This window comes from Mucilaginibacter sp. OK098 (assembly GCF_900142915.1).
Taxonomy (GTDB): domain Bacteria; phylum Bacteroidota; class Bacteroidia; order Sphingobacteriales; family Sphingobacteriaceae; genus Mucilaginibacter.
Genome location: NZ_FRCM01000009.1, coordinates 281,236 through 305,192, shown reverse-complemented (window position 1 = coordinate 305,192; position 23,957 = coordinate 281,236). Strand labels below are relative to the sequence as shown.

General features: G+C 41.8%; 17 protein-coding genes. 10 read left to right on the top strand and 7 right to left on the bottom strand.

Annotated elements, in window-relative coordinates; all coding sequences use genetic code 11:
* Positions 1 to 76 precede the first annotated feature (76 nt).
* The 9 genes from BUE31_RS27200 (at position 77) to pgl (ending at position 10,575) form a co-directional block, all read left to right on the top strand.
* The gene (locus BUE31_RS27200; protein WP_159440752.1) at positions 77 to 1,270 is read left to right on the top strand and encodes a TIGR03435 family protein; all 1,194 of its coding nucleotides are present in this window, start codon (positions 77 to 79) and stop codon (positions 1,268 to 1,270) included.
* A 331-nt stretch (positions 1,271 to 1,601) separates the two neighbouring features.
* The gene (locus tag BUE31_RS27195) at positions 1,602 to 2,357 is read left to right on the top strand and encodes an ROK family protein (protein ID WP_073407005.1); all 756 of its coding nucleotides are present in this window, start codon (positions 1,602 to 1,604) and stop codon (positions 2,355 to 2,357) included.
* Positions 2,358 to 2,371: 14 nt separating this feature from the next.
* Positions 2,372 to 4,378, top strand: coding sequence for a transketolase (gene tkt, locus BUE31_RS27190; RefSeq protein WP_073407070.1), 2,007 nt, complete (start codon positions 2,372 to 2,374; stop codon positions 4,376 to 4,378).
* Between the two features lie 115 nt (positions 4,379 to 4,493).
* Positions 4,494 to 4,943: an RpiB/LacA/LacB family sugar-phosphate isomerase gene (locus BUE31_RS27185; RefSeq protein ID WP_073407004.1), complete on the top strand. Its 450-nt coding sequence runs from the start codon at positions 4,494 to 4,496 to the stop codon at positions 4,941 to 4,943.
* Between the two features lie 110 nt (positions 4,944 to 5,053).
* Positions 5,054 to 6,148 carry a transaldolase gene (gene tal, locus BUE31_RS27180; protein ID WP_073407003.1) on the top strand — a complete coding sequence of 365 codons (1,095 nt, stop codon included), beginning with the start codon at positions 5,054 to 5,056 and terminating at the stop codon, positions 6,146 to 6,148.
* Positions 6,149 to 6,153: 5 nt separating this feature from the next.
* Positions 6,154 to 6,786, top strand: coding sequence for an HAD family hydrolase (locus BUE31_RS27175; protein ID WP_073407002.1), 633 nt, complete (start codon positions 6,154 to 6,156; stop codon positions 6,784 to 6,786).
* A complete protein-coding gene (gndA, locus tag BUE31_RS27170; protein ID WP_073407001.1) occupies positions 6,783 to 8,213 on the top strand; it encodes an NADP-dependent phosphogluconate dehydrogenase in 1,431 nt (476 codons plus the stop codon). The genes BUE31_RS27175 and gndA overlap by 4 nt, the downstream gene beginning before the upstream one ends.
* A 34-nt stretch (positions 8,214 to 8,247) precedes the next feature.
* Positions 8,248 to 9,765, top strand: coding sequence for a glucose-6-phosphate dehydrogenase (gene zwf, locus BUE31_RS27165; RefSeq protein WP_073407069.1), 1,518 nt, complete (start codon positions 8,248 to 8,250; stop codon positions 9,763 to 9,765).
* Between the two features lie 87 nt (positions 9,766 to 9,852).
* Positions 9,853 to 10,575 (top strand): 6-phosphogluconolactonase, encoded by a 723-nt coding sequence (gene pgl / locus BUE31_RS27160; protein ID WP_073407000.1) that lies wholly within the window; start codon positions 9,853 to 9,855, stop codon positions 10,573 to 10,575.
* A 143-nt stretch (positions 10,576 to 10,718) separates the two neighbouring features.
* Here the strand turns inward: pgl and BUE31_RS27155 are convergent, their stop codons facing one another.
* From BUE31_RS27155 to BUE31_RS27135, 5 genes are all read right to left on the bottom strand, one after another.
* The gene (locus tag BUE31_RS27155) at positions 10,719 to 11,933 is read right to left on the bottom strand and encodes a glycoside hydrolase family 88 protein (protein WP_073406999.1); all 1,215 of its coding nucleotides are present in this window, start codon (positions 11,931 to 11,933) and stop codon (positions 10,719 to 10,721) included.
* A 14-nt stretch (positions 11,934 to 11,947) separates the two neighbouring features.
* Positions 11,948 to 14,308, bottom strand: a complete 2,361-nt coding sequence (locus tag BUE31_RS27150) for an MG2 domain-containing protein (protein WP_073406998.1) — start codon at positions 14,306 to 14,308, stop codon at positions 11,948 to 11,950.
* A 122-nt stretch (positions 14,309 to 14,430) separates the two neighbouring features.
* Positions 14,431 to 15,633, bottom strand: a complete 1,203-nt coding sequence (locus BUE31_RS27145; RefSeq protein ID WP_073406997.1) for a DUF4249 domain-containing protein — start codon at positions 15,631 to 15,633, stop codon at positions 14,431 to 14,433.
* A gap of 4 nt (positions 15,634 to 15,637) precedes the next feature.
* Positions 15,638 to 18,406, bottom strand: coding sequence for a TonB-dependent receptor (locus BUE31_RS27140; RefSeq protein ID WP_073406996.1), 2,769 nt, complete (start codon positions 18,404 to 18,406; stop codon positions 15,638 to 15,640).
* A gap of 1 nt (position 18,407) precedes the next feature.
* Entirely contained in the window at positions 18,408 to 19,157 is a 750-nt protein-coding gene (locus tag BUE31_RS27135) for a hypothetical protein (protein ID WP_073406995.1), read from the bottom strand.
* Positions 19,158 to 19,380: 223 nt separating this feature from the next.
* On the opposite strand from BUE31_RS27135, the gene BUE31_RS31200 reads away from it, so the two are divergent.
* Positions 19,381 to 19,539 carry a hypothetical protein gene (locus BUE31_RS31200; RefSeq protein WP_159440751.1) on the top strand — a complete coding sequence of 53 codons (159 nt, stop codon included), beginning with the start codon at positions 19,381 to 19,383 and terminating at the stop codon, positions 19,537 to 19,539.
* 59 nt (positions 19,540 to 19,598) lie between these two features.
* Here the strand turns inward: BUE31_RS31200 and infB are convergent, their stop codons facing one another.
* Complete coding sequence (gene infB / locus BUE31_RS27130; protein WP_073406994.1) at positions 19,599 to 22,655, bottom strand: translation initiation factor IF-2; 3,057 nt, start codon at positions 22,653 to 22,655, stop codon at positions 19,599 to 19,601.
* Between the two features lie 63 nt (positions 22,656 to 22,718).
* Positions 22,719 to 23,954 carry a transcription termination factor NusA gene (gene nusA, locus BUE31_RS27125; RefSeq protein ID WP_073406993.1) on the bottom strand — a complete coding sequence of 412 codons (1,236 nt, stop codon included), beginning with the start codon at positions 23,952 to 23,954 and terminating at the stop codon, positions 22,719 to 22,721.
* Positions 23,955 to 23,957 lie beyond the last annotated feature (3 nt).

The following is a 23,957-nucleotide window of genomic DNA, read 5'->3' as shown; positions in this document are numbered from 1 at the left end:
AACCCTTCTTAACCTTGGTTAACCTTCGCGGCCCTCAAATTAAGATACGTTTGACATGAAAATAAATCACTATAAAATGAAAAAAATAACCTTATCAATATTAACTCTTGCGTTAAGCATTTGTGCATCCGCGCAGGTAAAGGTCGGCCAAAATGTACCGGCTATTAAATTCCAAACTGTTTTAAACGCCCCGGTAAAAACCACAAACATTGAAGATTTTAAAGGCAAAGTTGTAATACTTGAATTTTGGGCAACCTATTGCGGCCCCTGTATAACAGCCATGACACATCTGCAGGAATTGCAGAAACAATTTAAAGGCAAGTTGCAGGTGATAACTGTAAGCACTGAAAAAGAGAAACGGATAAAGCAATTTATTACCACCATACCCTCAACACTTTGGTTTGCTGTTGATACGGCCGATGAGCTTCGTGCGGTTTTTCCCTATCATACTATTCCGCATACTGTACTGATTGATGGCGGTGGTAAAATTGTAGCTATTACTGAACCGGCTAACGTAACTGCAAAAATCATTACTGCTGTTATAGCCGGGAAACCCATTAATCTGCCTCTTAAAGAAGACAATATGGTAGCTGACCCTGTAAAATCATATTTTAGCGCTGCTGATACGGTGCAAAGCCGCCTTTTGATCCAGCCGGAAATTAAAGGTGTAAGCAGTATGTCGAGAACGTATCCAACTGACAGTAATTTTAAAAAGAGGCGGATAACCATGTTTAACCTGCCATTAGAAGCAATTTACCGCATTGCTTATAATGATCAGCCTTATGGGCGGGTTATTGACCTTACCCCAAAAGAAAACATCAAACAAAATAAAACAAATTATTGCATTGATTTAATTGTACCAAAAGGCCATGAAAATGAACTGATGCCCACACTCATAAAGGAGCTTCACTCCAGATTTGATTTAAAGGCTGCAATTGAAAAGCGAAGCAAAGAAGTTTACCTGCTTAAAATTGCTGATACCGCTAAAGTAAAACGGCTTAAACAATCAGCAGATAAAGAGGAAACTTTTGGCGGCAGTAGTGGCGCTTTTAGCGGGCATGCAGTAACGCTTGGTAAAATAGCAGGTTACCTTGAAGGATTCGGACTGGTAAAAATGCCTGTTGTTGACGAAACCGGATCGCACATTAAATATGATATTGAATTCAATTATCAACCCGAAAAGAAAGACTCACTTACCGATGCTCTTACAGCACTCGGGTTAAAATTGAAAAAAGGCGAAAGAGATATTGATATGCTGGTATTCAGGTAGGGTTTTTGAGTCATAATATACCCAATTGGGATATTGTATGATTTTTATCATGTTTTTTGGTGGTTATTTTATCACTTTTGTGTTAAAATAATGATTTTAATTAAAAAAAGGATTCAAAAGGTCCTTTTTTTAATTAAATAATCCTTTTTTTGCAACGGTTTTGTAAAAAACGCGAAAGCATGACATAAAAAAAACAATGGCTTAAGCTTAATGTTGTTTATTTGGCTTTGATATTTCTGCGTAATATTAATACATTATATTATATAATTATTGATATTTACAGCTCTAAAATCGTTGTCCATTTATTCATACATCTCTGCCACCCAATTTAATGAAATCAACCCCTCAGCAATTAAAAATCCTCTCCATTGATATTGGAGGCTCGCACATTAAAGGAACTATCCTGAACGAAAAAGGTGAGCTGCAAAAAAAATACGAAAAGGTAGTAACACCCACTCCGGCAAGTCCCGAAAGTGTTATAAATTCCATAAAAACGCTGGTAAAGGATTTTCCGGAGTATAATAAGATTTCAGTCGGCTTTCCGGGGTATGTAAAACATGGTGTAATAAAAACAGCGCCAAACCTTAGTAACGAACTTTGGAAAGATTTTGATCTTGCCAATAAGCTGAAAGAAGTATTGGGAGCAGAAACCCAGGTGGTTAATGATGCTGATATGCAGGGCCTGGGTGTTGTAGATGGCAAAGGGCTTGAGGTAGTAATAACCCTTGGAACCGGCTTTGGCACTGCAGTTTTACTTGATGGAAATTTATTACCACACCTTGAATTTGCGCATCAGCCTGTTGGCAAGGTAAAATCATACGATAAATATATTGGTGAGGCTGCACTTGAAAAAGAGGGTGAGAAAAAGTGGAACAAGCGGATGCTGAAAGTTTTTGAAGTTTTAAAAACCGTATTTAATTACGATTATTTATATATAGGAGGCGGCAACTCCGACAAACTCACATTTAAGCTGGATAAGAACATGAAAATTGTTTCGAACGCGGATGGAATAAAGGGGGGAGCCAGGTTGTGGGCAAATGGCAGTGCAATTCAAACAATCAAACCAATAAAAATTCAAAAGAAATAACAAACAAAACAACAATGAGCGCAACTACACAGGACATTGAAACTCTTGGAATTAATACCGCAAGGGTATTAGCTGCCGACGCAGTACAAAAAGCAAATTCAGGACACCCGGGCACGCCAATGGCGCTGGCACCAATGGCACATGTGCTTTGGTCAAAGTTTATGAATTATAACCCTAAAAGCACTGACTGGGCTAACCGCGACAGGTTTATTCTTTCGGCAGGACATGCCTGTATGCTGCAGTATGCTTTTTTGTATTTAACGGGATACGATCTTTCACTTGATGACATAAAGAACTTCCGCCAAATGAACAGCAAGACTGCCGGGCACCCTGAATATGGCTTATGCCCGGGTGTTGAGGTAACTACAGGTCCGCTTGGTCAGGGTTTTGCTAATGGCGTTGGCTTTGCAATAGGTCAAAAACATTTGGCTGCCCGCTACAATAAACCTGGGTTCGACCTGTTCAACTACAAGATCTATGTTATTTGTAGTGATGGTGATTTGATGGAAGGTGTAACTTCTGAGGCAGCTTCATTAGCCGGACATTTAGAGTTGGGCAACCTGATCTATTTATACGATGATAACCACATCTCAATTGAAGGGAGTACCGACATTACCTTTAACGAAGATGTAAGCGCACGTTTCAGATCTTACGGATGGCATGTTCAGGAAGTTAACGATGTAAATGATACCCACGCATTGGAGCTTGCAATAATAAATGCCAAAGCCGAATCACAAAAACCATCCATAATAAGGGTGCGTTCATTAATTGCCTATGGCAGCCCTAATAAATCAGGTACAGCAGGTTCGCACGGTGCTCCGTTGGGTGCTGATGAACTAAAGCTGGTTAAAGAATTTTTTGGCTTTGACCCTGAAAAATCATTCAATGTACCGCCAGAGGTATTAGATTATTACCACAAAGCTGGTGCAAGGGGCGAAAAAACCGAAGAAAAATGGAATAAGCTGTTTGCCGATTATAAAGCCAAATTCCCTGAGCTGGCAGCAGAATATGAATTACTAAGCAGCGGCGGCCTTCCAGAAGGCTGGAAAGATGCATTGCCGGTATTTAAAGGCTCTGACCCTAAAATGGCAACACGCCAGGCATCAGGCAAAGTATTGAATGCTATTGCAGGCAAGCTCCCTAATTTAATAGGTGGTGCGGCAGATCTTTCCCCATCAACAGAAACTAACTTAAAGGAATTTGATTCATTTACCTCAGAAAACAGGGCAGGCCGCAATTTCCACTTCGGGATTCGCGAGCATGCAATGGGATCGGCATTAAATGGAATGGCACTAACAAAAGGAGTTATCCCATTTGGCGCTACTTTCCTGATGTTCTCTGAATATATGCGCCCGCCAATCCGTTTGGCAGCCATTATGAAGATAAACCCGATATTTGTTTATACGCATGATAGTATTGGCTTAGGCGAGGATGGTACAACCCACCAGCCTATTGAGCAGCTGGCTTCTTTACGGTCTATCCCAAGAATCACCGTTATCCGCCCTGCTGATGCTAATGAAACCGCATATGCGTGGAAAGTGGCAGTTGAGCACAAGGATGGCCCGGTTGTTTTGGTATTTACCCGCCAGGGACTTCCTATCCTTGACCAGGATAAATACGGCAAAGCCGATGGTTTGGAAAAAGGCGCGTACATCCTTTCAGAAGGAAGCAAGGGGCCCGATCTGATCCTGATGGCAACCGGATCTGAAGTTGCTTTAATAATGGAAGCACAGAAACAACTGGAAGCTGATGGTATTTCAACCCGTGTGGTAAGTATGCCAAGCTGGGAACTGTTTGAAAAACAGGATGCCGCTTACAAAGAGAAAGTATTCCCTAAAGCAAGCAAAAAACGTTTGGCAGTTGAAATGGCATCGCCAATGGGCTGGCATAAATACACTACCGACGAAGGCGACATGCTTGGCATGACCACCTTTGGTGAGTCAGCACCGGCTGAAGACCTGTACAAGCACTTTGGCTTTACGGTTGAAAATGTTGTAAAAAGAGCGAAGGCGTTATTATAGATATGAGATTTGAGACGTGGGATTTGAGATTTTTTCTCATGTCTCACGTCTCTTAAATGAACATTATGAGGCCGCATTTTCTGTCTCATATCTCACATCTCAATACTCAAATCTAATGAAGATAGGAATAGCAGCCGATCACGGCGGATATAAATTAAAAGAGATCATTCATCCATGGCTGATAAAGCTTGGACATGAGGTAATAGACTTTGGCGCGTACAAGCTGGATAATACTGATGACTACCCGGATTATATTATCCCATTGGCAGAGGCTGTGGCTGATAAAGAAGTTGACCGTGGTATAGCGCTTTGTGGCAGCGGTGTTGGTGCTTCTGTAGCAGCCAACAAGGTAAAAGGGGTTAGGGCGGCGCTTATTAACGATCATTTTTCTGCTCACCAGGGCGTTGAGGACGATGATCTGAATGTGCTTTGCCTGGGTGGCCGCGTTACCGGCAGCAGTGCAGCCGAAGAATATATCGAGGCCTTTTTAAACGCAGAGTTCACCGGGGCCGACAGGCATATGCGGAGGCTGGGGAAGGTTGCTCTTTTAGAGACCAGAGGCTAGAGATCAGAGATTAGTTGGGCACAATGCCCTAAGTTAAAACAAAAAGTACAAACAATCTTCCGGACTTTCGGACTTTCCCGACTTTCCGGACTAATAAAAAAAAACAAATCATGGAAACTAATAAAGTAAAACAAATACACAGCTTTGGTCAAAGCATCTGGCTTGATTTTATTGACCGCGCGATTATTTCATCAGGGAAATTAAAAAGCCTGATTGATGTGGACGGCGTTAGGGGCGTAACCTCAAACCCTGCCATTTTTGAAAAAGCAATCACCAGCAGTTCAGATTACGATAACGATATCCGCACACTGGCTGAAGGCGATAAAACTAACGAAGAAATATTTTTTGGCTTAGCCGTTACCGACATTCAAAATGCTACCAAGCTTTTTGAAGGCGTTTACGATGAATCAAAAGGTGAAGATGGTTATGTGAGTTTAGAGGTATCTCCATTTTTAGCACTAGACGCCGAAGGCACTGCTAAACAGGCAGAAGAGCTTTGGAAAAAGGTAGACCGCAAAAACGTAATGATAAAAATTCCTGGTACAAAACCCGGCTTACAGGCTATCAGGAAATCAATTGGCAAAGGAATAAATATTAACGTTACCCTACTATTTGGCTTGCCGCGTTATGAAGAAGTAACCGAAGCATACATATCAGGTTTGGAAGATCACCTGGCGGCAGGTCATAAAATTGGCCATATTTCATCAGTAGCCAGCTTCTTTCTAAGCCGCATTGATGTTTTGGTTGACCCTCTGCTTGATGAAAAAGGCCTTGGTGATTTAAAAGGCGAAGTTGCTATCGCGTCAGCAAAAAAAGCTTACGAAATTTATAAAAGAGTGTTCAGTGGCCCGCGTTGGGAAAAACTGGCAGCAGAAGGCGCACAGCCGCAGCGTTTGCTTTGGGCAAGTACCAGCAGCAAAAACCCTGCATTTAAAGATACCAAATATGTTGAGGCCCTTATAGGTGCTGATACGGTTGATACTGTTCCGTTAGAAACCATTGAGGCCTTCCGCGATCACGGTATTGCAGCCAATACTTTAGAAGATGGTTTGGATAATGCTACCGCGATATTAGACAAGTTAAAAGCTGCCGGAATTGATATTGATGCCATTACCCAGCAATTGGAAGACGAAGGAATTGAGAAATTCAACAAACCTTTTGAAAAATTACTGCAGGCAATTGAAGATCAAAAAAGTAAAGTTTAAGCACCGTGGAAACATTATCCGTCAAGTTCCTGTTTTTTGATATTGGGGGTGTTTTGCTTACCAATGGATGGGGGCACGAATCGCGTGAGGAAGCCGCCAAAAAATTCGGCCTTGATTATAGCGAGGTAAAAGAGCTTCATACGTTTATTTTCAATGTGTACGAAGCAGCCGGTGTTGACCTTGAAGAATACCTTGATACCGTAGTTTTTAATCATCCCCGCGAGTTTACCCGCGAGGATTTTAAAAATTTCATGTTCGAGCAGTCAAAGGAGTTACCAAATACGCTTGCCTGGTTAAAAGAGTGGAAAAAAGATTGCGGTTTTAAAATAATGGCTATCAATAACGAGGGCAAGGAGCTGAATGATTACCGGATCAAGAAATTCAAGCTGCATGATCTGTTCGATGCCTTTGTATCATCGTGTGAAGTAGGCATCCGCAAGCCTGATCCTGCCATATTCAAGCTGGCTCTGGGTATAGCTATGGCGCAGCCACAGGAATGCGTTTATTTTGACGACAGGAAGATGTTTGCACTTGCAGCTAAAAAGCTGGGCATGCGTGCGTATCAGCACACCAGCTTTGAAACCACTAAAGAGATATTAGAAAATTTAAAAAAAGAAAATCAACCCCAAGTAAAATGAGTGCAACACCAGAAAAATATGCTTTCGGCATGATAGGCCTTGGTACTATGGGCCGCAGCTTGCTGCTTAACATGGCCGATCATGGCTATGCGGTAGCAGGGCACGATAAAGATGCCACCAAAGTAGCATCGTTAAATGAGGAAGGGAAAGATCACCATGTTAAAGGTTTTGGTGATGCTAAAGAATTTATACAAAGCTTAACTACGCCGCGCGCAATAATGATGCTGGTTCCGGCCGGTAAAATTGTTGACAGCGTTATTGAGGAATTAACCCCCCTGCTTGAAAAAGGCGATATTTTAATTGATGGCGGAAACTCACACTTTACCGATACTAACCGCCGTGTTGAAGAACTGGAAGCTATAGGCCTTCACTTTTTCGGGATGGGTGTATCGGGCGGTGAAGAAGGCGCCCGCCGCGGCCCGAGCATGATGCCGGGTGGCGATAAGGACGCATATAACGTGATGAAGCCGATATTTGAAGCAATTGCAGCCCATGTTGACGGCGCTCCGTGTGTTACCTATATTGGTCCGGGAGCATCAGGCCACTTTGTTAAAATGGTACACAACGGTATCGAATACGGTATAATGCAGCTGATAGCTGAAACTTACGAGATCCTTAAAACAGGATTAAAACTTGACAATGACGCTATTGGCACCGTGTTTACCAAATGGAATGATGGCAGGTTGAAATCTTTTCTTCTTGATATCACCAAAGATATTTTCAAATATAAAGCTCCGGGTACAGATCATTTATTATTAGATGATATTAAGGACGAAGCTAAAGCTAAAGGTACCGGTAAATGGACCTCACAGGTAGCAATGGACCTTCAGGCGCCAATCCCGACTGTTGATACTGCTGTAGCTATGCGCGATCTGTCGAAATACAAAGCGCTAAGGGTACAAGCCGGTGATATTTACAGTAAGGATGAGATCACGCTTGATGTAAATAAAGATGAGTTTTTAGCAGCACTGGAGCAAGCTTTCTACTTCAATATGATCATTAGCTATGCACAGGGCATGCACTTGCTGTCATTAGCATCTGCAGAATATAAATATGACCTGCACTTAGGCGACATTGCTAAGATCTGGCGCGGTGGTTGTATCATCCGTTCGGAGTTTTTGAACGATATTTTCAATGCCTATCAAAAGGATGCCAAGCTGGCCCATTTATTACTGGACAGCAGTGTTGCAGAACTGATAAAAGCTGCGGTACCGGGTGCAAGAAAAGTGCTTTCGGCAACAGTTGCCGCAGGTGTTGCTACCCCGGCCTATGCATCGTCATTGAGTTACTTTGATGCATTCCGCAGCAAACGGATGCCATCAAACTTAACCCAGGCACAACGCGATTATTTTGGCGCACACACTTACGAGCTGATTGGCAAAGAAGGCGTGTTCCATACCCAATGGGTTCCTAAAAGCGAGGATTAATATCATAATTTATTAGCTGATAATGTTAAATAAAATGAGCACAAGCACACACTCAGACCCTACAATATTTGTAATTTTTGGTGGTACCGGCGATCTTACCTCGCGTAAAATCGGGCCGGCTTTGTATAATTTATTTTTAGACGGATGGCTGCCAAAACAGTTTTCTATCATCGGTACGGGTCGTACCAAGTTTACTGACGAGCAGTTCAGGACCAATCTGCATAATGATATCAACCAGTTTTCCCGCAGCGGAAAGGCTGATGAAAAAAAGTGGGCAGAGTTTGAAAAAAGCATTTATTACCAGGTATCGGATATCAATGATTTTGAAACCTATAAAGAGTTTGGCAAGCGTGTTGAAAAGCACAATACCGATTGGAAAACAAAGGCCAATGTAATTTATTACCTGGCGGTGTCACCAAATTTTTTCCCAATAATTGCTTCTAATATTTCAAAGGCTAAACTGGCTGATGATTCTAAAAAGGTAAGGATAGTGATTGAAAAACCGTTCGGGCATGACCTTGAAACGGCAAAAGATCTGAACAAACTATTGTCAAGTATTTTTGATGAATGCCAGATCTATCGCATCGACCATTACCTGGGTAAAGAAACAGTTCAGAATATAATGGCTTTCCGCTTCGCCAATAGCATAATGGAACCGCTCTGGAACCGTAATTATATTGAGCATGTGCAGATCTCGGTAACCGAGCAGTTGGGCGTTGAAGAGCGCGGCGACTATTATGATGGATCAGGCGCTATGCGTGATATGATCCAGAACCATTTGCTGCAACTGCTATGCCACATAGCCATGGAACCACCAGTAAGCTTTAATGCCGATGAGGTGCGCGATCGCAAGGTTGATGTGTTAAAGGCTATGCGCAGGTTTGGTCCGGAGGACGTGCGTAATTCAGCCGTTAGGGGCCAGTATGGCAGCGGATGGATGAAAGGCAAAGAAGTGCCCGGATACCGTGAAGAGCCAAAGGTTAATCCTGAATCAAATACTGAAACGTTTGCCGCTATAAAGTTTTTTGTAGATAACTGGCGCTGGCAGGGTGTTCCGTTCTATTTGCGCACAGGCAAGCGGATGCACCAGTCGTCATCGGTTATTACCATCCAGTTTAAGGATGTGCCGCATTTGATCTTCCCTACCGAAGCTGCAGAAAGCTGGCAGCAGAACAGGCTGATCATCAGTATCCAGCCCGAAATGAGTATTCGTTTGCAGGTACAGGCTAAACGCCCGGGTATTGATATGGTTTTAAATGCTGTTGATATGGTGTTTGACTATAAAGGCACCTATACCAACCAGGCTCCTGAAGCTTATGAAACACTGATACTGGATACCATGCTTGGCGACCAGACCTTGTTTATGCGCAGCGACCAGGTTGAGGCTGCATGGGAATTGGTAATGCCGATCCTGAGCACCTGGCAAAATAAAAAGAGTTTAAATTTCCCTAACTATTCTGCCGACTCTTGGGGACCAGAATCTGCCGAGGCGCTGATTGCCCGCGATGGGTTTAATTGGTTCACCTTGCCGGTACAAGGGGGAAAGAAGTAGTTTTTTAGAGATTGGAGATAAACAAACTTACGAAGTTTTAAAAACTTCGTAAGTTTTCTTTAACCTCTGATCACAAACACAACCACCATGTTAAATATATATAATACAGCCGATGAAGTGCTGACAGCACTGGCTGAATATTTTGTAATAATAGGCAGCGAGGCCATTGCTAAAAATGGCAAATTTTCGGTAGCCCTTTCCGGCGGCAGCTCGCCCAAAAAACTTTATGAGCTACTGGCAGATTCATTTCACGATCAGCTGGATTGGGGGAAGGTTTATTTCTTTTTTGGCGATGAACGCAATGTGCCACAAACGGATAAGGATAGCAATTACCTGATGGCAAAGAACGCCTTATTTGCACCATTGATGATTGACCCTGCGCAGATTTTTGCGGTTGATACCAGCCTTGAGCCTAAAGAAGCCGCTAAAAAATACCAGGAAGAGGTAGAACAATTTTTTGACGAAACAGAACTAAGCTTTGACCTGATATTGCTTGGCCTGGGCGATAATTCGCACACAGCATCATTGTTCCCTCATACGCCTGTTTTACATGACAGGGTACCCGGTGTAAGCGATGTTTATTTAGAAGATCAGCAGGTTTTTCGCATTACCCTGAATGCGCCATTAATTAACGAGGCACAAAACATTGCCTTTTTAGTGTATGGCGAGGGAAAAGCCATAGCAGTACATCATGTATTGGAAGATGACGAAGATATTGAAGAATACCCGGCTCAGCTGATAGAGCCAATTGTTGGACAGATCCAATGGTTTTTAGATGAAGCAGCAGCTTCAATGCTGAAGAATAAGTAACCCCACTTGTCATTGCTGTAAAGGTACGAAGCAATCGCGAACTCTGCAGAGCGAATAGAAAGGTTTAGAACCTTACCTGGCCGCTTTGCATGCGTGCGATTACCACGCTGCGCTCGCAATGACATAAGTTTATAAAGTTTCCCTCATTTCGCCGAAAACTGCTTATACCGTGCCATCGCCTCCACAAAATAATAATCTGCATAGGTTAAGGGAACGTCTACTTCGCTTTTTTGTGGCAGATGGCCAACACTGTGTTTTAAAATAAAGCCTCCGTTAGCTCCAGGAGCTGCCTTGTATTCAGGGGATGACAAAGTTTTTATGATGGTTTGCGCTGTGTTAAAATAAGTTATTGCATCCTTTTTATCTGCATAGCGGCATAGCTCCAGCAATGCCGATGCCATTATTGCCCCTGCAGATGCATCACGCAAAGCACCCGGGATATTTGGAGCATTAAAATCCCAGAATGGAATTTTATCCACCGGCAGGTTAGGGTGATTAAGGATAAATTCGGCAATATGCTGTGCCTGGTCCAGGTATTTCTTATCCTTTGTTTCGCGGTACATTACGGTAAAGCCGTACAGCCCCCAAACCTGCCCGCGAGCCCAGGCTGATTCATCGGCATATCCCTGCGCTGTTTTGCGCTGCAGCACTTCGCCGGTTTGGGCATTATAGTTTACAACGTGATAGGAGCTATAGTCGGCCCGGTAATGATTTTTCATGGTGGTATTGGCATGGGTTATCGCAATTTTATAAAAGCTGGAATCCCCTGTTTCCTTTGTAGCCCAAAACAATAATTCCAGGTTCATCATGTTATCAATTATCACCAAAAAATCAGAAGGCTTTGAATCCCATGATTTGATGCATCCCACCTTTGGGTTAAAACGGGTAGATAATGATTTGGCGCTGTTAACCAGGATCTGCTTGTACTCCGGTTTGGGGTTTAGCCTGTAAGCATTGCCAAAGCTACAATACATCATAAAGCCAAGGTCGTGTGTGTGGGTGTTATACTGTTCTTTAGCTAAGCTATCCATTGAGCGGCTCGCTTCTGCAAGCAATGCTTCATCATGCCCCAGCTCATATAAATTTAATAAGGTGCCGGCATAAAACCCGCTGCACCACCAGCCAGAATTACTGGCTATAAATTTATCGGTTACCGGGTTATAGCTTCTCGGGAACTGCCCGGGAGCAAGCTTACCTGCCATAAATTCATACTGCTTACCGGCATCATCACGGTTGTGTTTAATGGTATTAAGTAATGGCGCCTGCGGTTTTAAATAGGAAATGGATTGGGAAAAACAGGGTAGGCCAAGGCTTGTTATTATTATTGTAACGAGTATTGATAAGTATTTCACTTTCATAAAATATATGCTCACTATTTAACTTCAAATGAAAAGTGCTGGCTTCCGGCATCGCCATTGGTTGTAATTCCCTGTATAACACCTATGTACTTCCCCGCCTGGTCTGATGTATAAAAGGATATTTTACCCTGGTTGTTTACTGTTGGCGCCCAGTACAACAGATTCCTGAAATCAGGGACCCTGCCGGTAGCTTGCGCCTCAGTATTATACGCAGGTGAATAAAATTGCCTGTGTAACTGTAACCCTTCGTAATCAATTACTACAGCGTGCGGATCGAGCTCTACTCCACCCAAGTCTCCTTTGTAGGTAGTAAAGCTAAAGATGCCTTCCTGTGCCGATGGGCCATAATAAAACCGTTCGCGGATAACCTCAAGCTTTTTTACTTTCAGTGGGTCAACAGAAAAAATTTTGTTTACATCAAAAACAGGAACGCCGTCAAGGAGTACCAGGGGGTCACCATCTAAAAAACCACGGTCATTAAGCACTTTAATATGAAATTTCCCCTTTGATCTTACTATATTATCTTCCGATACGTATTCGCGTAAATCCTCTTCCATTGTTGTGAAGCGGGTAAAATCATCAAGCTTATAAGTTTTATAAGGCTTGCCGTAAAATGCGCTGCTATCAACCACTGGATCATAAAAGCGCTTTATGCTATTTGCCGAATAAATATTCAACACCTGCACGCCTAAACTATGTGCCTGTAAAGCGTTTTGCATACCATTGGCAAATTCAAATTTTGGCAGCAACGTTTTTGAGTATTGTTCTGAAAAAGGGCTTAAAATATCTATCCTGTAAGTACTGTCAAGCGAGTTGTTGGTTTGGGCAACTATCTCGCCAGGTCCATAAAAATCTTTTGTGCTGTAAAACAGGTGCCCTAACGAGTCGCTCTGCGATACATATACCTGTACTCTTTTACCGGGCACCCCAATATAGGTCATTATATTTGAGGCAGGAGTATTGGTTTGGGTATTTGTAATTTTTGCAGTAACAATATGCCCGTTATATTCAGGCAGATAGTTAAATGCCATGGGCTTGTTTTCAAGCACCTGGCTCCATTGAAACCTGCGCCAGCCCTGGGTAAGCATCAGGTTATCTAACGCTTCATCCGTTTCGGCATTGGTGTTCTTAAAGTAGTAGTCAGGCGATTCAATACGACCCTTTAGATCTGAGCTTAGCCACAAGTAATCAAAAATATTGCTGTGGTCAATATCCTGCAATGAATCAATCCGGTAAACAGCCATTGACATATTCGCAGGTACAGGGTTGCTGGCCTGGTCTTTTGCCAAAACGGTTATGTTAACTTTTTTGCGCAAAGCGTATTGCGGCTGATCGGCGCTTGCATCAATAAACAGTTTTTGAGCCGGGCGTTTAAAATACAGCCTTTCGCAAACAGGTTGTTTGGCATTATTAAAAATGGTGATACTTGAGATTCCGTCACCAAGCAAATTTTTGTTTATGGCGAAATGAGCAATTCCGTTACTAATATTTGCGCTTTCGGCAGCTTTTACCATTTGCCGGGTATGCGCAAAAAGATAAATGTTTCCATCAGTACCTCTCACTGTTATAGCTAACTGCGCGCCATTATCAGTAATACTCATTACATAGCCCTGGCTATTTATGTCGGGCAGATTTTTAGTAACAACTTCGTTATTGAATTTTACAACAGCTTTGTACGTACTGTTTGCCACAGGGGTGAATGGAAAACTCCCCATGCCAAATTTTAACGGCTTAAACCGGGCTACCGTGTCATTATGCTGATCAGTAATAACGCCTGTAAAAGCAATGCCGAGGCCATTTTTATCTATAGCTTTAAAAGCCACCTTACTTGTAATACCGCCAACTAAATTACCTCCTTCCGGAAAAAACTGAATATCATAATTATTTGCGGCTTCCTTTGTTATGTTGTCAGGCGATTTTAACGGATTTAAAAAGGTGATCGTTTTTTCAAAATAATAATCCGGACTAAAATTTTTCATCCAGTTGGTATAAGCCCTGAATTTATAATTTCCATTATTTACCGTTACCGGCACATATACAGAGCCATCGCCAATGCCATTTTTCAGTGAGATTTTAGCCTGCGCTACCGGGTTTTGGCTATTATCCAAAACTTCAACATAAACAACCTTGCTCAGGTTTAACGGCTTATGAACATTCCCATCAACGCAATAAACTTTAAACCATATTATCTCACCAGGCAAATAAGTGCTTTTATCAGTATGAACAAATACTTTTTCCTGTAAAACACTTTGCTTATATAAGTTAAAGCTGTTTTGCACTTCCTGTAGAATAGCCTGGGCCCTGCTACTTAGCACTAGCATGGAAAAGGCTGAAGTCAACAGCATTATCTTAGTTGCCCGTATGGTATTTTTCATGATCAAATATTATTTTACTATTTCAAAGGGTACTTTTGTATTATGCTTATTCAAGTATTTCTTAAATTTGGATAGCATTTAACCGGTCGTTTTATTTTGCTGGTTATTTATATTTAACAACATTATTTCCAAAAATCAGGCTGCTGCTTACTACCGCGCAATGTGCAATCAACACAAAATGCACCAGATCCTGTATAACCTATAGGCACCAGACCTGCTGGCGTGTAAATGCCTGAAACAGGTATTTCTATCCCCGGGATCAAGGTTTGCGCAACCTCGTTGATGTGTGTTTTAGGGCGATCATATAAGAAAGAATCTAGGTTGCACTCATAAGGATAATTTGGCTTCCATGATTGCGGCAATTGCTCACTGGTAATAAAAATTCTTTTGGATTGAATAGTGCTGGTGCTTATATATCCAATCACTGGTTCACTTGCATCTGCTATGTTATGTATATTCCCGATAAGTTGTGATGGCTCCGCATCAAAAATACTCCCTAACTGTTCCGTATTTGTTTTCAGGCTTTCCCAAAATTTGTATCCGGCTGCTGTTAATGCATACTCATGAACAAGAATACTGTACTTTAATTCTATTTTTTCAGATGTGGATTCAATGGCTGTTAAAGGGGCCTGAAATAATAAATCCTGTGTTAGTTTGGCAGTTGAGCCTAAAATTATGGTACTGGATGTGCTATTTGCAAAGCAATAATATATCAGCTGGTCACTATTCCTGGCTACTATTGCGGTTCCGTTAGATAGGTAAGTTGAGTAATACAGCGAATGAAACTTCCAGGTTTCTGTATAATCAAAACGATAATAGTGGGTGTTGTTGTTAGGATCGTGCGTGTTGGCATAAAGTTGTAATTTATTGCCGTTAGCTATAAAGCCAACACTATCAATAGGCGGTGTGATTTTTGCCTGTTCATAATCTGAAAGGTATACCTTGTTATTATCTGATGTAGTTATCCTCAGCCTGAATTTCCTGGTATTATCAAGCGTAACGCCCGCTAATTGATAAACACCGTTGCCAACCTCGTTTAATCCATAATTACTGCCGTTATCACATTCAATAACAAGATTGGCCTGTATAGGGTTTGTAGTTACACCGCTTGAAAGATTAACCGTTCGGCTAAGCTTAATAGTTGTAACATCATTGGTGTTAATTACGCCCTCAACAACGAGGTAACTGTTGGGTGAGCTTATAACCTTTGGATTATATGGTTTTTTACATCCAATAGCTAACATAATTACAAATAATAAAGTTTTCCAGTTTCTCATATCCTCTCTTATTGGCAAAAATTTAGGGTTATTTATTTGTTCATTCATTATATTAAAACCTTATATTATAGTTAATAAACGGTATTGGTGCTGCAAAAATGGAGAGCTTATACCCGCTTATTACACCGCTTTGTTCGGTAAAAAAGGTTGAATAAGCATTTTGCCTGCCGGTTATATTATACACACCAATGGTCCATGAATTATGTGTTAGCTGATGTACCCGGTGATTACCGTCAATAATGATCGAAAAATCAGACCTGAAATAATCAGGGATCCGGTATATATTTCTATCCGAATAAAATACCCTTTCAGAACCTGCATATTCATATTTGGCAATTGGTAGTGTGATTGGCCTGCCGGTACTATATGAAACATCAAATGATACGCTATAACGGTGGGTGAAACGGTAATTACCATTAAAATTAACCGAATGTGGTTTGTCATAATTTGCCGGGTAATATCTGCCTCCGTTTATAAACTCGCCGGCATAAGGGTCATCCTGCCTTAAAAAAGTACGTGAGTAGGTGTAGCTTACCCATCCGTTTAATTTACCGGCTGTTTTTTTAAGCAAAAACTCAGCGCCATACGCTTTACCCTGGGTATTAATTACATCCTGCTCAATATGGTGGTTTAACAATAGCACCGCACCACTTTTATAATCAAGATAATTCCTTAGCCTTTTATAATATACCTCTACAGACATTTCAATAGTATTGGCTTTAGCATTTTTGAAAAGTCCTAATGAAACCTGGTCGCCATTCTCGGGCTTAATGTTCGGATCACTCAATTTGTAAACATCAGTTGGGGATATTGAAGTGCTGTTGGATAATAAATGGATGTACTGATGCAATGTATTATAACCTGCCTTTATTGATAAATTATCACTTAATAAATAACGTGCAGAAATCCTTATATCAGGTGCGCTATATGTTTTAATAAATTTGCCACTCCCATATTTCGTACTGTCAAGTATGTTGGCCGGTTCCTTTGGTAAATTTGGTGCATAGTTATTAACTGTTTGGGGCCCCAGGTAATTATAAACGTTAAACCTAACACCTGCGCTAATTGTTAAATTATCGGTAACATCAAATTTATCGCCTAAATACAATGCGCTTTCCAACGCTTTTTCAGTTGGAATAGCATCAGGCGCTATCAATGATTGCGGCCCGTTTGGCACAAATGTACCGGGATTGATTTTATATAATATAGAGCTTAAGCCAAAGTTGATGGTATGCTTGTTGCTCAGGTAATAAGTAAAATCTGATTTGAAGTTTGATTGGTTGATGTTGAACCCAAGGTCATACGCATTTACAGGGTTTGCACTGCTTGATACGTCATACTGATACCTGTCAATCCCGGCGGATATTAAGCTGTATAATTTGTTGTTAAAATTGTGTTTCCATTTAATGTTGATATTTTTGTTGCTGTATGAATAGGCGGTATCGCTATTCAATTTAAATTTATCCTTACTAAGATATCCGCTTAAATAAAGATTATTTTTCTCGTTCACCTGGTGGCTTATACCCAAATTAAAATCATAAAACGATGCCTGGCTGTGTTTGTATGATTCGGGCAGCAGCTTTAGCAGCCAGTCAGAATAAGTGGTACGGCCGCCAAATATAAATGATGTTTTATCCTTAATAAGCGGGCCTTCAACATTTAGCCTGCTGGTTAACAAACCTATACCGGCCGATCCGGTAAAGATCTTTTTATTCCCTTCCCGGTTGGTAATATCCAATACAGATGATAAACGCCCGCCAAACTTTTCGGGGATGCTGCTTTTATAAAGTTCAATATCCTTAACAATATCAGGGTTAAAAGCAGCAAAAAAGCCAAAAAAGTGAGCAGGATTATAAATGGTATTACCATCAAGTAAAATCAAATTCTGGTCGGCCGCACCGCCGCGAACGTTAAAACCGGTGGTAGCTTCACCTACTGATGTAACACCGGGCAATGTTAATACAACTTTTAAAACGTCAGCCTCGCCGAATGCGGTGGGGATCTGCTTTATATTTTTAATATCCAGGCGGGTTACTCCTAAATCCGTACTCCTTACATTTGCTACCTTATCAGCAGAGATCTTAACTTCTTTTAAGCTATTTATTTGTTCCTGCATCTCAATATTCAGCTTCCCGTCAGAGTATAGGATGATCTGGCGCCGGGTATCGCGCATGCCCAGCCCTCTAACCAGTAATGTTTCCCTGCCGCGCTGCAGGGTTATTGAGAAATAGCCAAACTGGTCTGTAGCGGCCCCTGTTTTTGTATTTGCAACGTAAATGCTTGCTCCGGTAACCGCCTCTCCTGATTTAATATCACGGATATACCCACTCAATATTGCCTTTCCTGCTTTTATGTTATTGGTTTTGACACCTATTTCGTACAGTTTATTTTCTGTTGTTGCCTCAGTCACCTTTTTTTCGGCTTCGGCAGTGTAATCAGCGGTGGGGGCCGTTTGCACAACCGGGGCATTTGAATGCACCTGCGAATAGCCTGTGGCCAATTCAGTTTTTATTTGCCGCCCCTTTGTTAAAAACACTTGCCGCTGCTGGTTAATTGCATAAACAAAAGCTGTTTTTTTAAAAGCGAGGTCTAATATTGTTTCAAGCGGCTTATCTGTTACCTGCAGGGTAACCCTTAAACTATCAAACTGCATGGGATCATAGTAAAAATGATAGTTGCTTTTTGATTCAATCTCGTTTACAAATTGTGAGATAGTTGCCTGCTGAAAATTTGCGGTAAATAACTTTGTGCTATTTTGCTGCGCCGAAACCGCTTGTAAGAAAACCAGAAAGCAAAAACATGCAAGGTATAATGTTCTCATATTAGTTTGATAAATGGTCATACCATGCTGTGATTTTGACCATGGCTTCTTCGGGATTGTCTTTGTATACTATGTTGTTAGTTTTAATGTATTTCTTTAATTCCTTCTTTTTATCTTTTAAAATATCAAGAAGCGATCCCTTGCTGCTAAAGCTTTGGTAAACGTTATTTTTCTTTAAATAATAAATTTTTGAATAATCGAAATAATTTTCCAAACCGCTTAGTGTGCTTGTAGTTGTTTGGATACTTTTTGAATATTTACCCAGTATTTCACACTTACCCTTGTAAAGCTGGTTGTAATAACCTGAGCTGAGGGGGGTATTAACCATTGTATCAGCATTGATATTTATAAAATGGTTTCCCAAAAAGTCGAAAGTTTTTACACGCTCTTTAAGTAAAGAAAACTTTGAAATGTGGCTGGGCAGCAATACCACTACCTGGTCAAGGTTGAGGTCATACAACATAGCTATATTGTTATATGCTATGCCATCATAATAAACTGATCCTTTTGTAAAACCGTTCACTTCATTAAAATAAGCATTGCCTTTAATGTGCGGATCATAAAAATAATATTCAGGCCCTGTATAAATGGGCACCTGGTTACCTAATGATGTATTATATAAGCTTACCGCGTTATTTAGAGCATTTTGTTGCGAACTACTGTCGCTTAGTGCTGCTTGTGCAAAAGCATTTTGGCAAAAAAATGCGCAAAGCAAAAGCACTGTTGAAAACAGGTAAATATATTTGTTCATGAATTTAGGCTAAATCTGTTTTAAGGTTAAAAATGGAATTTACGGTAGATTATGCTAATAACCAAGTGAGTATAAGCATTTTTTAAAAAAACTGCCTTTTTAGTTTTAAATTAAGTATTGTCTTATTTAAAATACCCTCAATTGTTTTAATAATGTTACAAACTGCCATTCCTGCTTCTAAGCAACATCTGTAATATTAGCAACATTATTAACCCCAACTAGTATGAAATCATTAAAAGTATTAGCAATTGGTTTGCTGGCTATGTTTAGCTTTAGTGCTGTAAACGCACAGGTTACGCACCATAAAAAGGTTTACCATAAGCACCATCATAAAATGCACCGTCATGCTAAAAAGCATCTCTGTCCGGTTGCCGGAAGGTAACAAAGCAAAAAGGCTCCCCGGAAATACCAGGGAGCCTTTTTACTTAAATTTTGTTAAAGTTACAGCTTGCGCTTAACTTCTACGTTTTCGTATGCTTCAACAATGTCGCCTACTTCAATGTTATTAAAGTTCTGGATGTTTAAACCGCACTCGTAGTTAGCACTAACTTCCTTAACATCATCCTTAAAGCGTTTTAATGAAGCCAGCTCGCCGGTGTAAATTACCACACCTTCGCGAATGATACGGATCTTGCTGTTACGTGTAATTTTACCATCAAGCACCATACAGCCGGCAATTGTACCAACCTTGCTGATCTTGAATGTTTCACGAATTTCAACGTTTGCAACGATCTTCTCTTCAAAGGTTGGTGCAAGCATGCCTTCCATAGCTGCCTTAATTTCATTTATCGCATCGTAAATGATGGAGTAAAGCCTGATATCTATCTGCTCAGCCTCGGCCAGTTTACGTGCACCGCCTGAAGGGCGTACCTGGAAACCTATGATGATGGCATCAGAAGCAGAAGCCAGCAATACGTCAGATTCAGAGATCTGCCCTACGGCTTTCGAGATAATATTTACCTGGATCTGCTCGGTTGAAAGTTTCAGCAATGAATCAGACAATGCTTCGATTGATCCATCCACGTCACCCTTAACAATAATGTTAAGCTCCTTAAAGTTACCAACTGCCAAACGGCGGCCAATTTCATCAAGCGTAATGTGTTTTTGTGTGCGTAAGCCTTGTTCGCGTTGTAATTGTAAACGTTTGTTTGCAATTTCGCGGGCTTCAACTTCGCTTTCAAGCACGTTAAATTTATCACCTGCTGTTGGTGCACCCTGCATACCAAGCACCTGTACCGGTGTTGACGGGCCTGCAGATTCAACCCTTTGGCCACGCTCGTTTGTCAATGCCTTTACACGCCCGCTGTAACAGCCTGCAAGTATCGGGTCACCAACTTTTAAGTTACCGGCCTGTACTAATATGGTAGTAACAATACCGCGCCCTTTATCTAAAGCAGCTTCAATAACTGTACCTACGGCACGTTTATTAGGGTTAGCTTTCAATTCAAGCAACTCGGCTTCAAGCAATACTTTTTCTAACAGCAGATCAACGTTTAAGCCTGTTTTGGCTGAGATCTCCTGCGATTGATATTTACCGCCCCACTCTTCAACCAAAATATTCATGGCCGAAAGTTGTTCGCGAATCTTATCAGCATTTGCACCCGGCCTGTCAATTTTATTGAAGGCGAAGATAATTGGCGCTCCGGCAGCCTGCGCGTGGTTTATGGCCTCGCGGGTTTGCGGCATCACGCTATCATCAGCTGCAATTACTATAATTACTATATCTGTTACCTGGGCACCCCTGGCACGCATAGCGGTAAACGCTTCGTGGCCCGGTGTATCCAAAAATGTTATTTTTCCTTTGTCATCCGGTAAGGTTACTTCATATGCGCCAATGTGCTGGGTAATCCCCCCGGCTTCGCCGCCTATAACGTTTGTTTTACGGATAAAGTCAAGCAATGATGTTTTACCATGGTCAACGTGGCCCATTATGGTTACAATTGGCGCGCGTGGTACCAGGTTTTCCGGATCATCAGGCTGGTCAAGGCTTCCCTCTTCATCCTGTGGTTTCACAAATTCAATCTGGTAGCCAAACTCATCTGCAACAATGCTCAACGTTTCAGCATCAAGCCTTTGGTTGATGGATACGAACATGCCAAGGCTCATACAGGTAGAGATGATCTGCGTTACAGAAACATCCATCATGCTGGCCAGTTCATTAGCAGTTACAAACTCCGTAACCTTTAATACTTTTGATTGCAGTTCATTCTCCATTGCCAGCTCTTCGGCAGTTGCAGCTACATCATCACGCTTTTGACGGCGGAATTTAGCACGCTGTGCAAACTTACCCGATTTACCGGCCCCACTAAGGCGCGCTAATGTTGCCTTAATCTGGTCCTGGATATCTTTTTCTGAAGGTTCTTCCTTCGGACCTGTATTTGGTGTTGTATTACGGTTGTTCCTGAAATCCGGACGATTACCGCCGCCGCCACCCTGGTGAGGCGCTCCTCCGCCAGTGCCAGGGTTATTACCCCTGTTCCTGAAGTCCGGACGGTTACCGCCATGTGCCTGCTGTGACCCCGGAGGGTTAGGCACCTGGTTGGCAGGATTGATCTGCTGATTTCCGCCCTGGTTATTATTATGACCGGGGCCCTGGTTATCTTTACGTTTTCTTTTGCGTTTATGATCTGCTGCGCTATTGGTATTTGATGATGAAGCTACCGGGTTGCGTTTTGGCGCATTAACAGGTAACTGGATCTTTCCAATAACGTTAGGGCCGGTTAAGCGTTCGGCCTTGGCACGAATTACTTCCGGTTCCTGCGGTTCATCGGCAGCTATAGCAACTGGTGCAACAACTTCCGGTACAGGTACAGGTGCAGGAACAGGTTCAACTACCGCTACTACTGGTTCAGCAACAGGTGCGGGAGTTACAACCGGTGCAACTTCTATTTTAACTTCTTCGGCTTTAGGCGCTTCCGGAATTACTTCTTTTGGCTCTTCCTTTACCGGTTCAGGCTGTGGCTGCGGCACGGGTGCCGGCGCTACAGCTTCGGGTATAACAACCTCTTCCTCTTTTTTAACAACAGGTTTTTCAACTTGCTGCGGTTTGGCGTTAAGGTTGTCAAGGTCTATTTTACCTACTATTTTTACACCAGGTAAAACCTCGTTATGCTGCTCTTCAACCTTTTCGGGTTTTGGCGGCTCAACAGGCTTTGGTTTTTCAGCAGGCGGCGCATTGTAATGATTGCCGATCCCTTTTATAAGGATCTCTTCATTTTCAAAGTCACGCGAGCGGCGGTGATCTACAGGCTTTTCGGGAAACGGAGCAGGCTCTTCCTTCCGGATCTTTCCGATACTGATCTGCTTAGCTTCCTCCTTAATAATTTTATCCACAGCAAATTCTTTCAAAAGAGCGCTGTACATATCGCCATCAAGCTGGGTAGTAGGGTGTTTTTGTACCTTATACCCCTTCGTTGCCAAAAAGTCAACGATAGTACCTGTACCGATATTCAGCTCTTTTGCCGCTGTAAATAATTTTATGGATTTGTCTTCTGACATTTATTATAATTAATTCTCTGCTATTTTGTGCAAAAATACGATTTTAATTTTGGTTTATTTCGTTTATTCAAACTCAGCTTGCAGAATTGATAGTACTTCTTTTACAGTTTCTTCTTCCAGATCGGTGCGTTTTACCAATTCGCCAACTGTTAATGCCAGTACAGATTTTGCTGTATCTAAACCAATTCGTTTAAATTCATCAATAATCCAGCTGTCAATTTCGTCAGTAAATTCTTCAATATCCACATCCTCATCAGTTTCGTCCGCTTCGCGGTAAACATCAATTTCATAGCCTGTAAGTTTACCTGCAAGCTTGATATTGTGTCCACCACGACCAATTGCTAATGAAACCTGGTCGGGTTTTAAATAAACGGCGGCCGTTTTTTTCTCATCGTCTAACTTAATAGAGGTGATCTTAGCCGGCGATAATGCGCGCTGAATGTACAACTGCAAATTATTGGTGTAGTTTATAACATCAATATTTTCGTTTTTCAATTCACGTACAATACCATGGATCCGTGATCCTTTCATGCCCACACAGGCGCCAACCGGATCAATACGATCATCGTATGATTCAACCGCTACCTTAGCCCTTTCGCCCGGTTCACGTACAATTTTTTTAATGGTGATCAGCCCGTCGAAAATTTCAGGAACTTCCTGCTCAAACAAGCGCTGTAAAAACTCAGGTGCTGTGCGCGATATAATGATCTTGGGGTTGCTGTTCAGCATATCTACCTTATCAACAACAGCTTTAACGCTATCGCCCTTTTTAAAGTAGTCGGCCGGGATCTGCTCTGATTTTGGAAGCAATAGCTCATTGCCTTCATCATCAAGCACCAAAGTTTCTTTTTTCCAAACCTGGTAAACCTCGCCGGTAACAATTTCGCCCACGCGGTCTTTATATTTTTTAAAGATCTCGTCTTTCTCCAGTTCTAAAATTTTAGAAACCAGCGTTTGCCGTGCTGCTAATATAGCACGGCGGCCAAAGCTTTCCAGTGTGATCTGTTCGATATGCTCGTCACCAACCTCAAGGGTTGGATCAAGTGTTTTCGCCTCTTTCAGTTCAATTTCCAGGTCATCATCCTCGCTAAAGCCATCTTCCATAACCTTACGGGTACGCCAGATCTCCAAGTCACCGTTATCTGTATTAACAATTACGTCGCAATTTTCGTCGGTGCCATATTTTTTCCTGATCATGCTTCTGAAAACGTCTTCCAGCACGCTCATCATCGTTGGGCGATCGATGTTTTTGAAATCTTTAAATTCCTGAAAAGAATCAATTAAATTAATATTGCTCATTTT

Excerpts from the sequence above, each read along its gene's own strand:
- BUE31_RS27200 (WP_159440752.1), top strand. The coding sequence starts at position 77 with ATGAAAAAAATAACCTTATCAATATTAACTCTTGCGTTAAGCATTTGT.
- BUE31_RS27195 (WP_073407005.1), top strand. The coding sequence starts at position 1,602 with ATGAAATCAACCCCTCAGCAATTAAAAATCCTCTCCATTGATATTGGA.
- tkt (WP_073407070.1), top strand. The coding sequence starts at position 2,372 with ATGAGCGCAACTACACAGGACATTGAAACTCTTGGAATTAATACCGCA.
- BUE31_RS27185 (WP_073407004.1), top strand. The coding sequence starts at position 4,494 with ATGAAGATAGGAATAGCAGCCGATCACGGCGGATATAAATTAAAAGAG.
- tal (WP_073407003.1), top strand. The coding sequence starts at position 5,054 with ATGGAAACTAATAAAGTAAAACAAATACACAGCTTTGGTCAAAGCATC.
- gndA (WP_073407001.1), top strand. The coding sequence starts at position 6,783 with ATGAGTGCAACACCAGAAAAATATGCTTTCGGCATGATAGGCCTTGGT.
- zwf (WP_073407069.1), top strand. The coding sequence starts at position 8,248 with ATGAGCACAAGCACACACTCAGACCCTACAATATTTGTAATTTTTGGT.
- pgl (WP_073407000.1), top strand. The coding sequence starts at position 9,853 with ATGTTAAATATATATAATACAGCCGATGAAGTGCTGACAGCACTGGCT.
- BUE31_RS27155 (WP_073406999.1), bottom strand. The coding sequence starts at position 11,933 with ATGAAAGTGAAATACTTATCAATACTCGTTACAATAATAATAACAAGC.
- BUE31_RS27150 (WP_073406998.1), bottom strand. The coding sequence starts at position 14,308 with ATGAAAAATACCATACGGGCAACTAAGATAATGCTGTTGACTTCAGCC.
- BUE31_RS27145 (WP_073406997.1), bottom strand. The coding sequence starts at position 15,633 with ATGAATGAACAAATAAATAACCCTAAATTTTTGCCAATAAGAGAGGAT.
- BUE31_RS27140 (WP_073406996.1), bottom strand. The coding sequence starts at position 18,406 with ATGAGAACATTATACCTTGCATGTTTTTGCTTTCTGGTTTTCTTACAA.
- BUE31_RS27135 (WP_073406995.1), bottom strand. The coding sequence starts at position 19,157 with ATGAACAAATATATTTACCTGTTTTCAACAGTGCTTTTGCTTTGCGCA.
- BUE31_RS31200 (WP_159440751.1), top strand. The coding sequence starts at position 19,381 with ATGAAATCATTAAAAGTATTAGCAATTGGTTTGCTGGCTATGTTTAGC.
- infB (WP_073406994.1), bottom strand. The coding sequence starts at position 22,655 with ATGTCAGAAGACAAATCCATAAAATTATTTACAGCGGCAAAAGAGCTG.
- nusA (WP_073406993.1), bottom strand. The coding sequence starts at position 23,954 with ATGAGCAATATTAATTTAATTGATTCTTTTCAGGAATTTAAAGATTTC.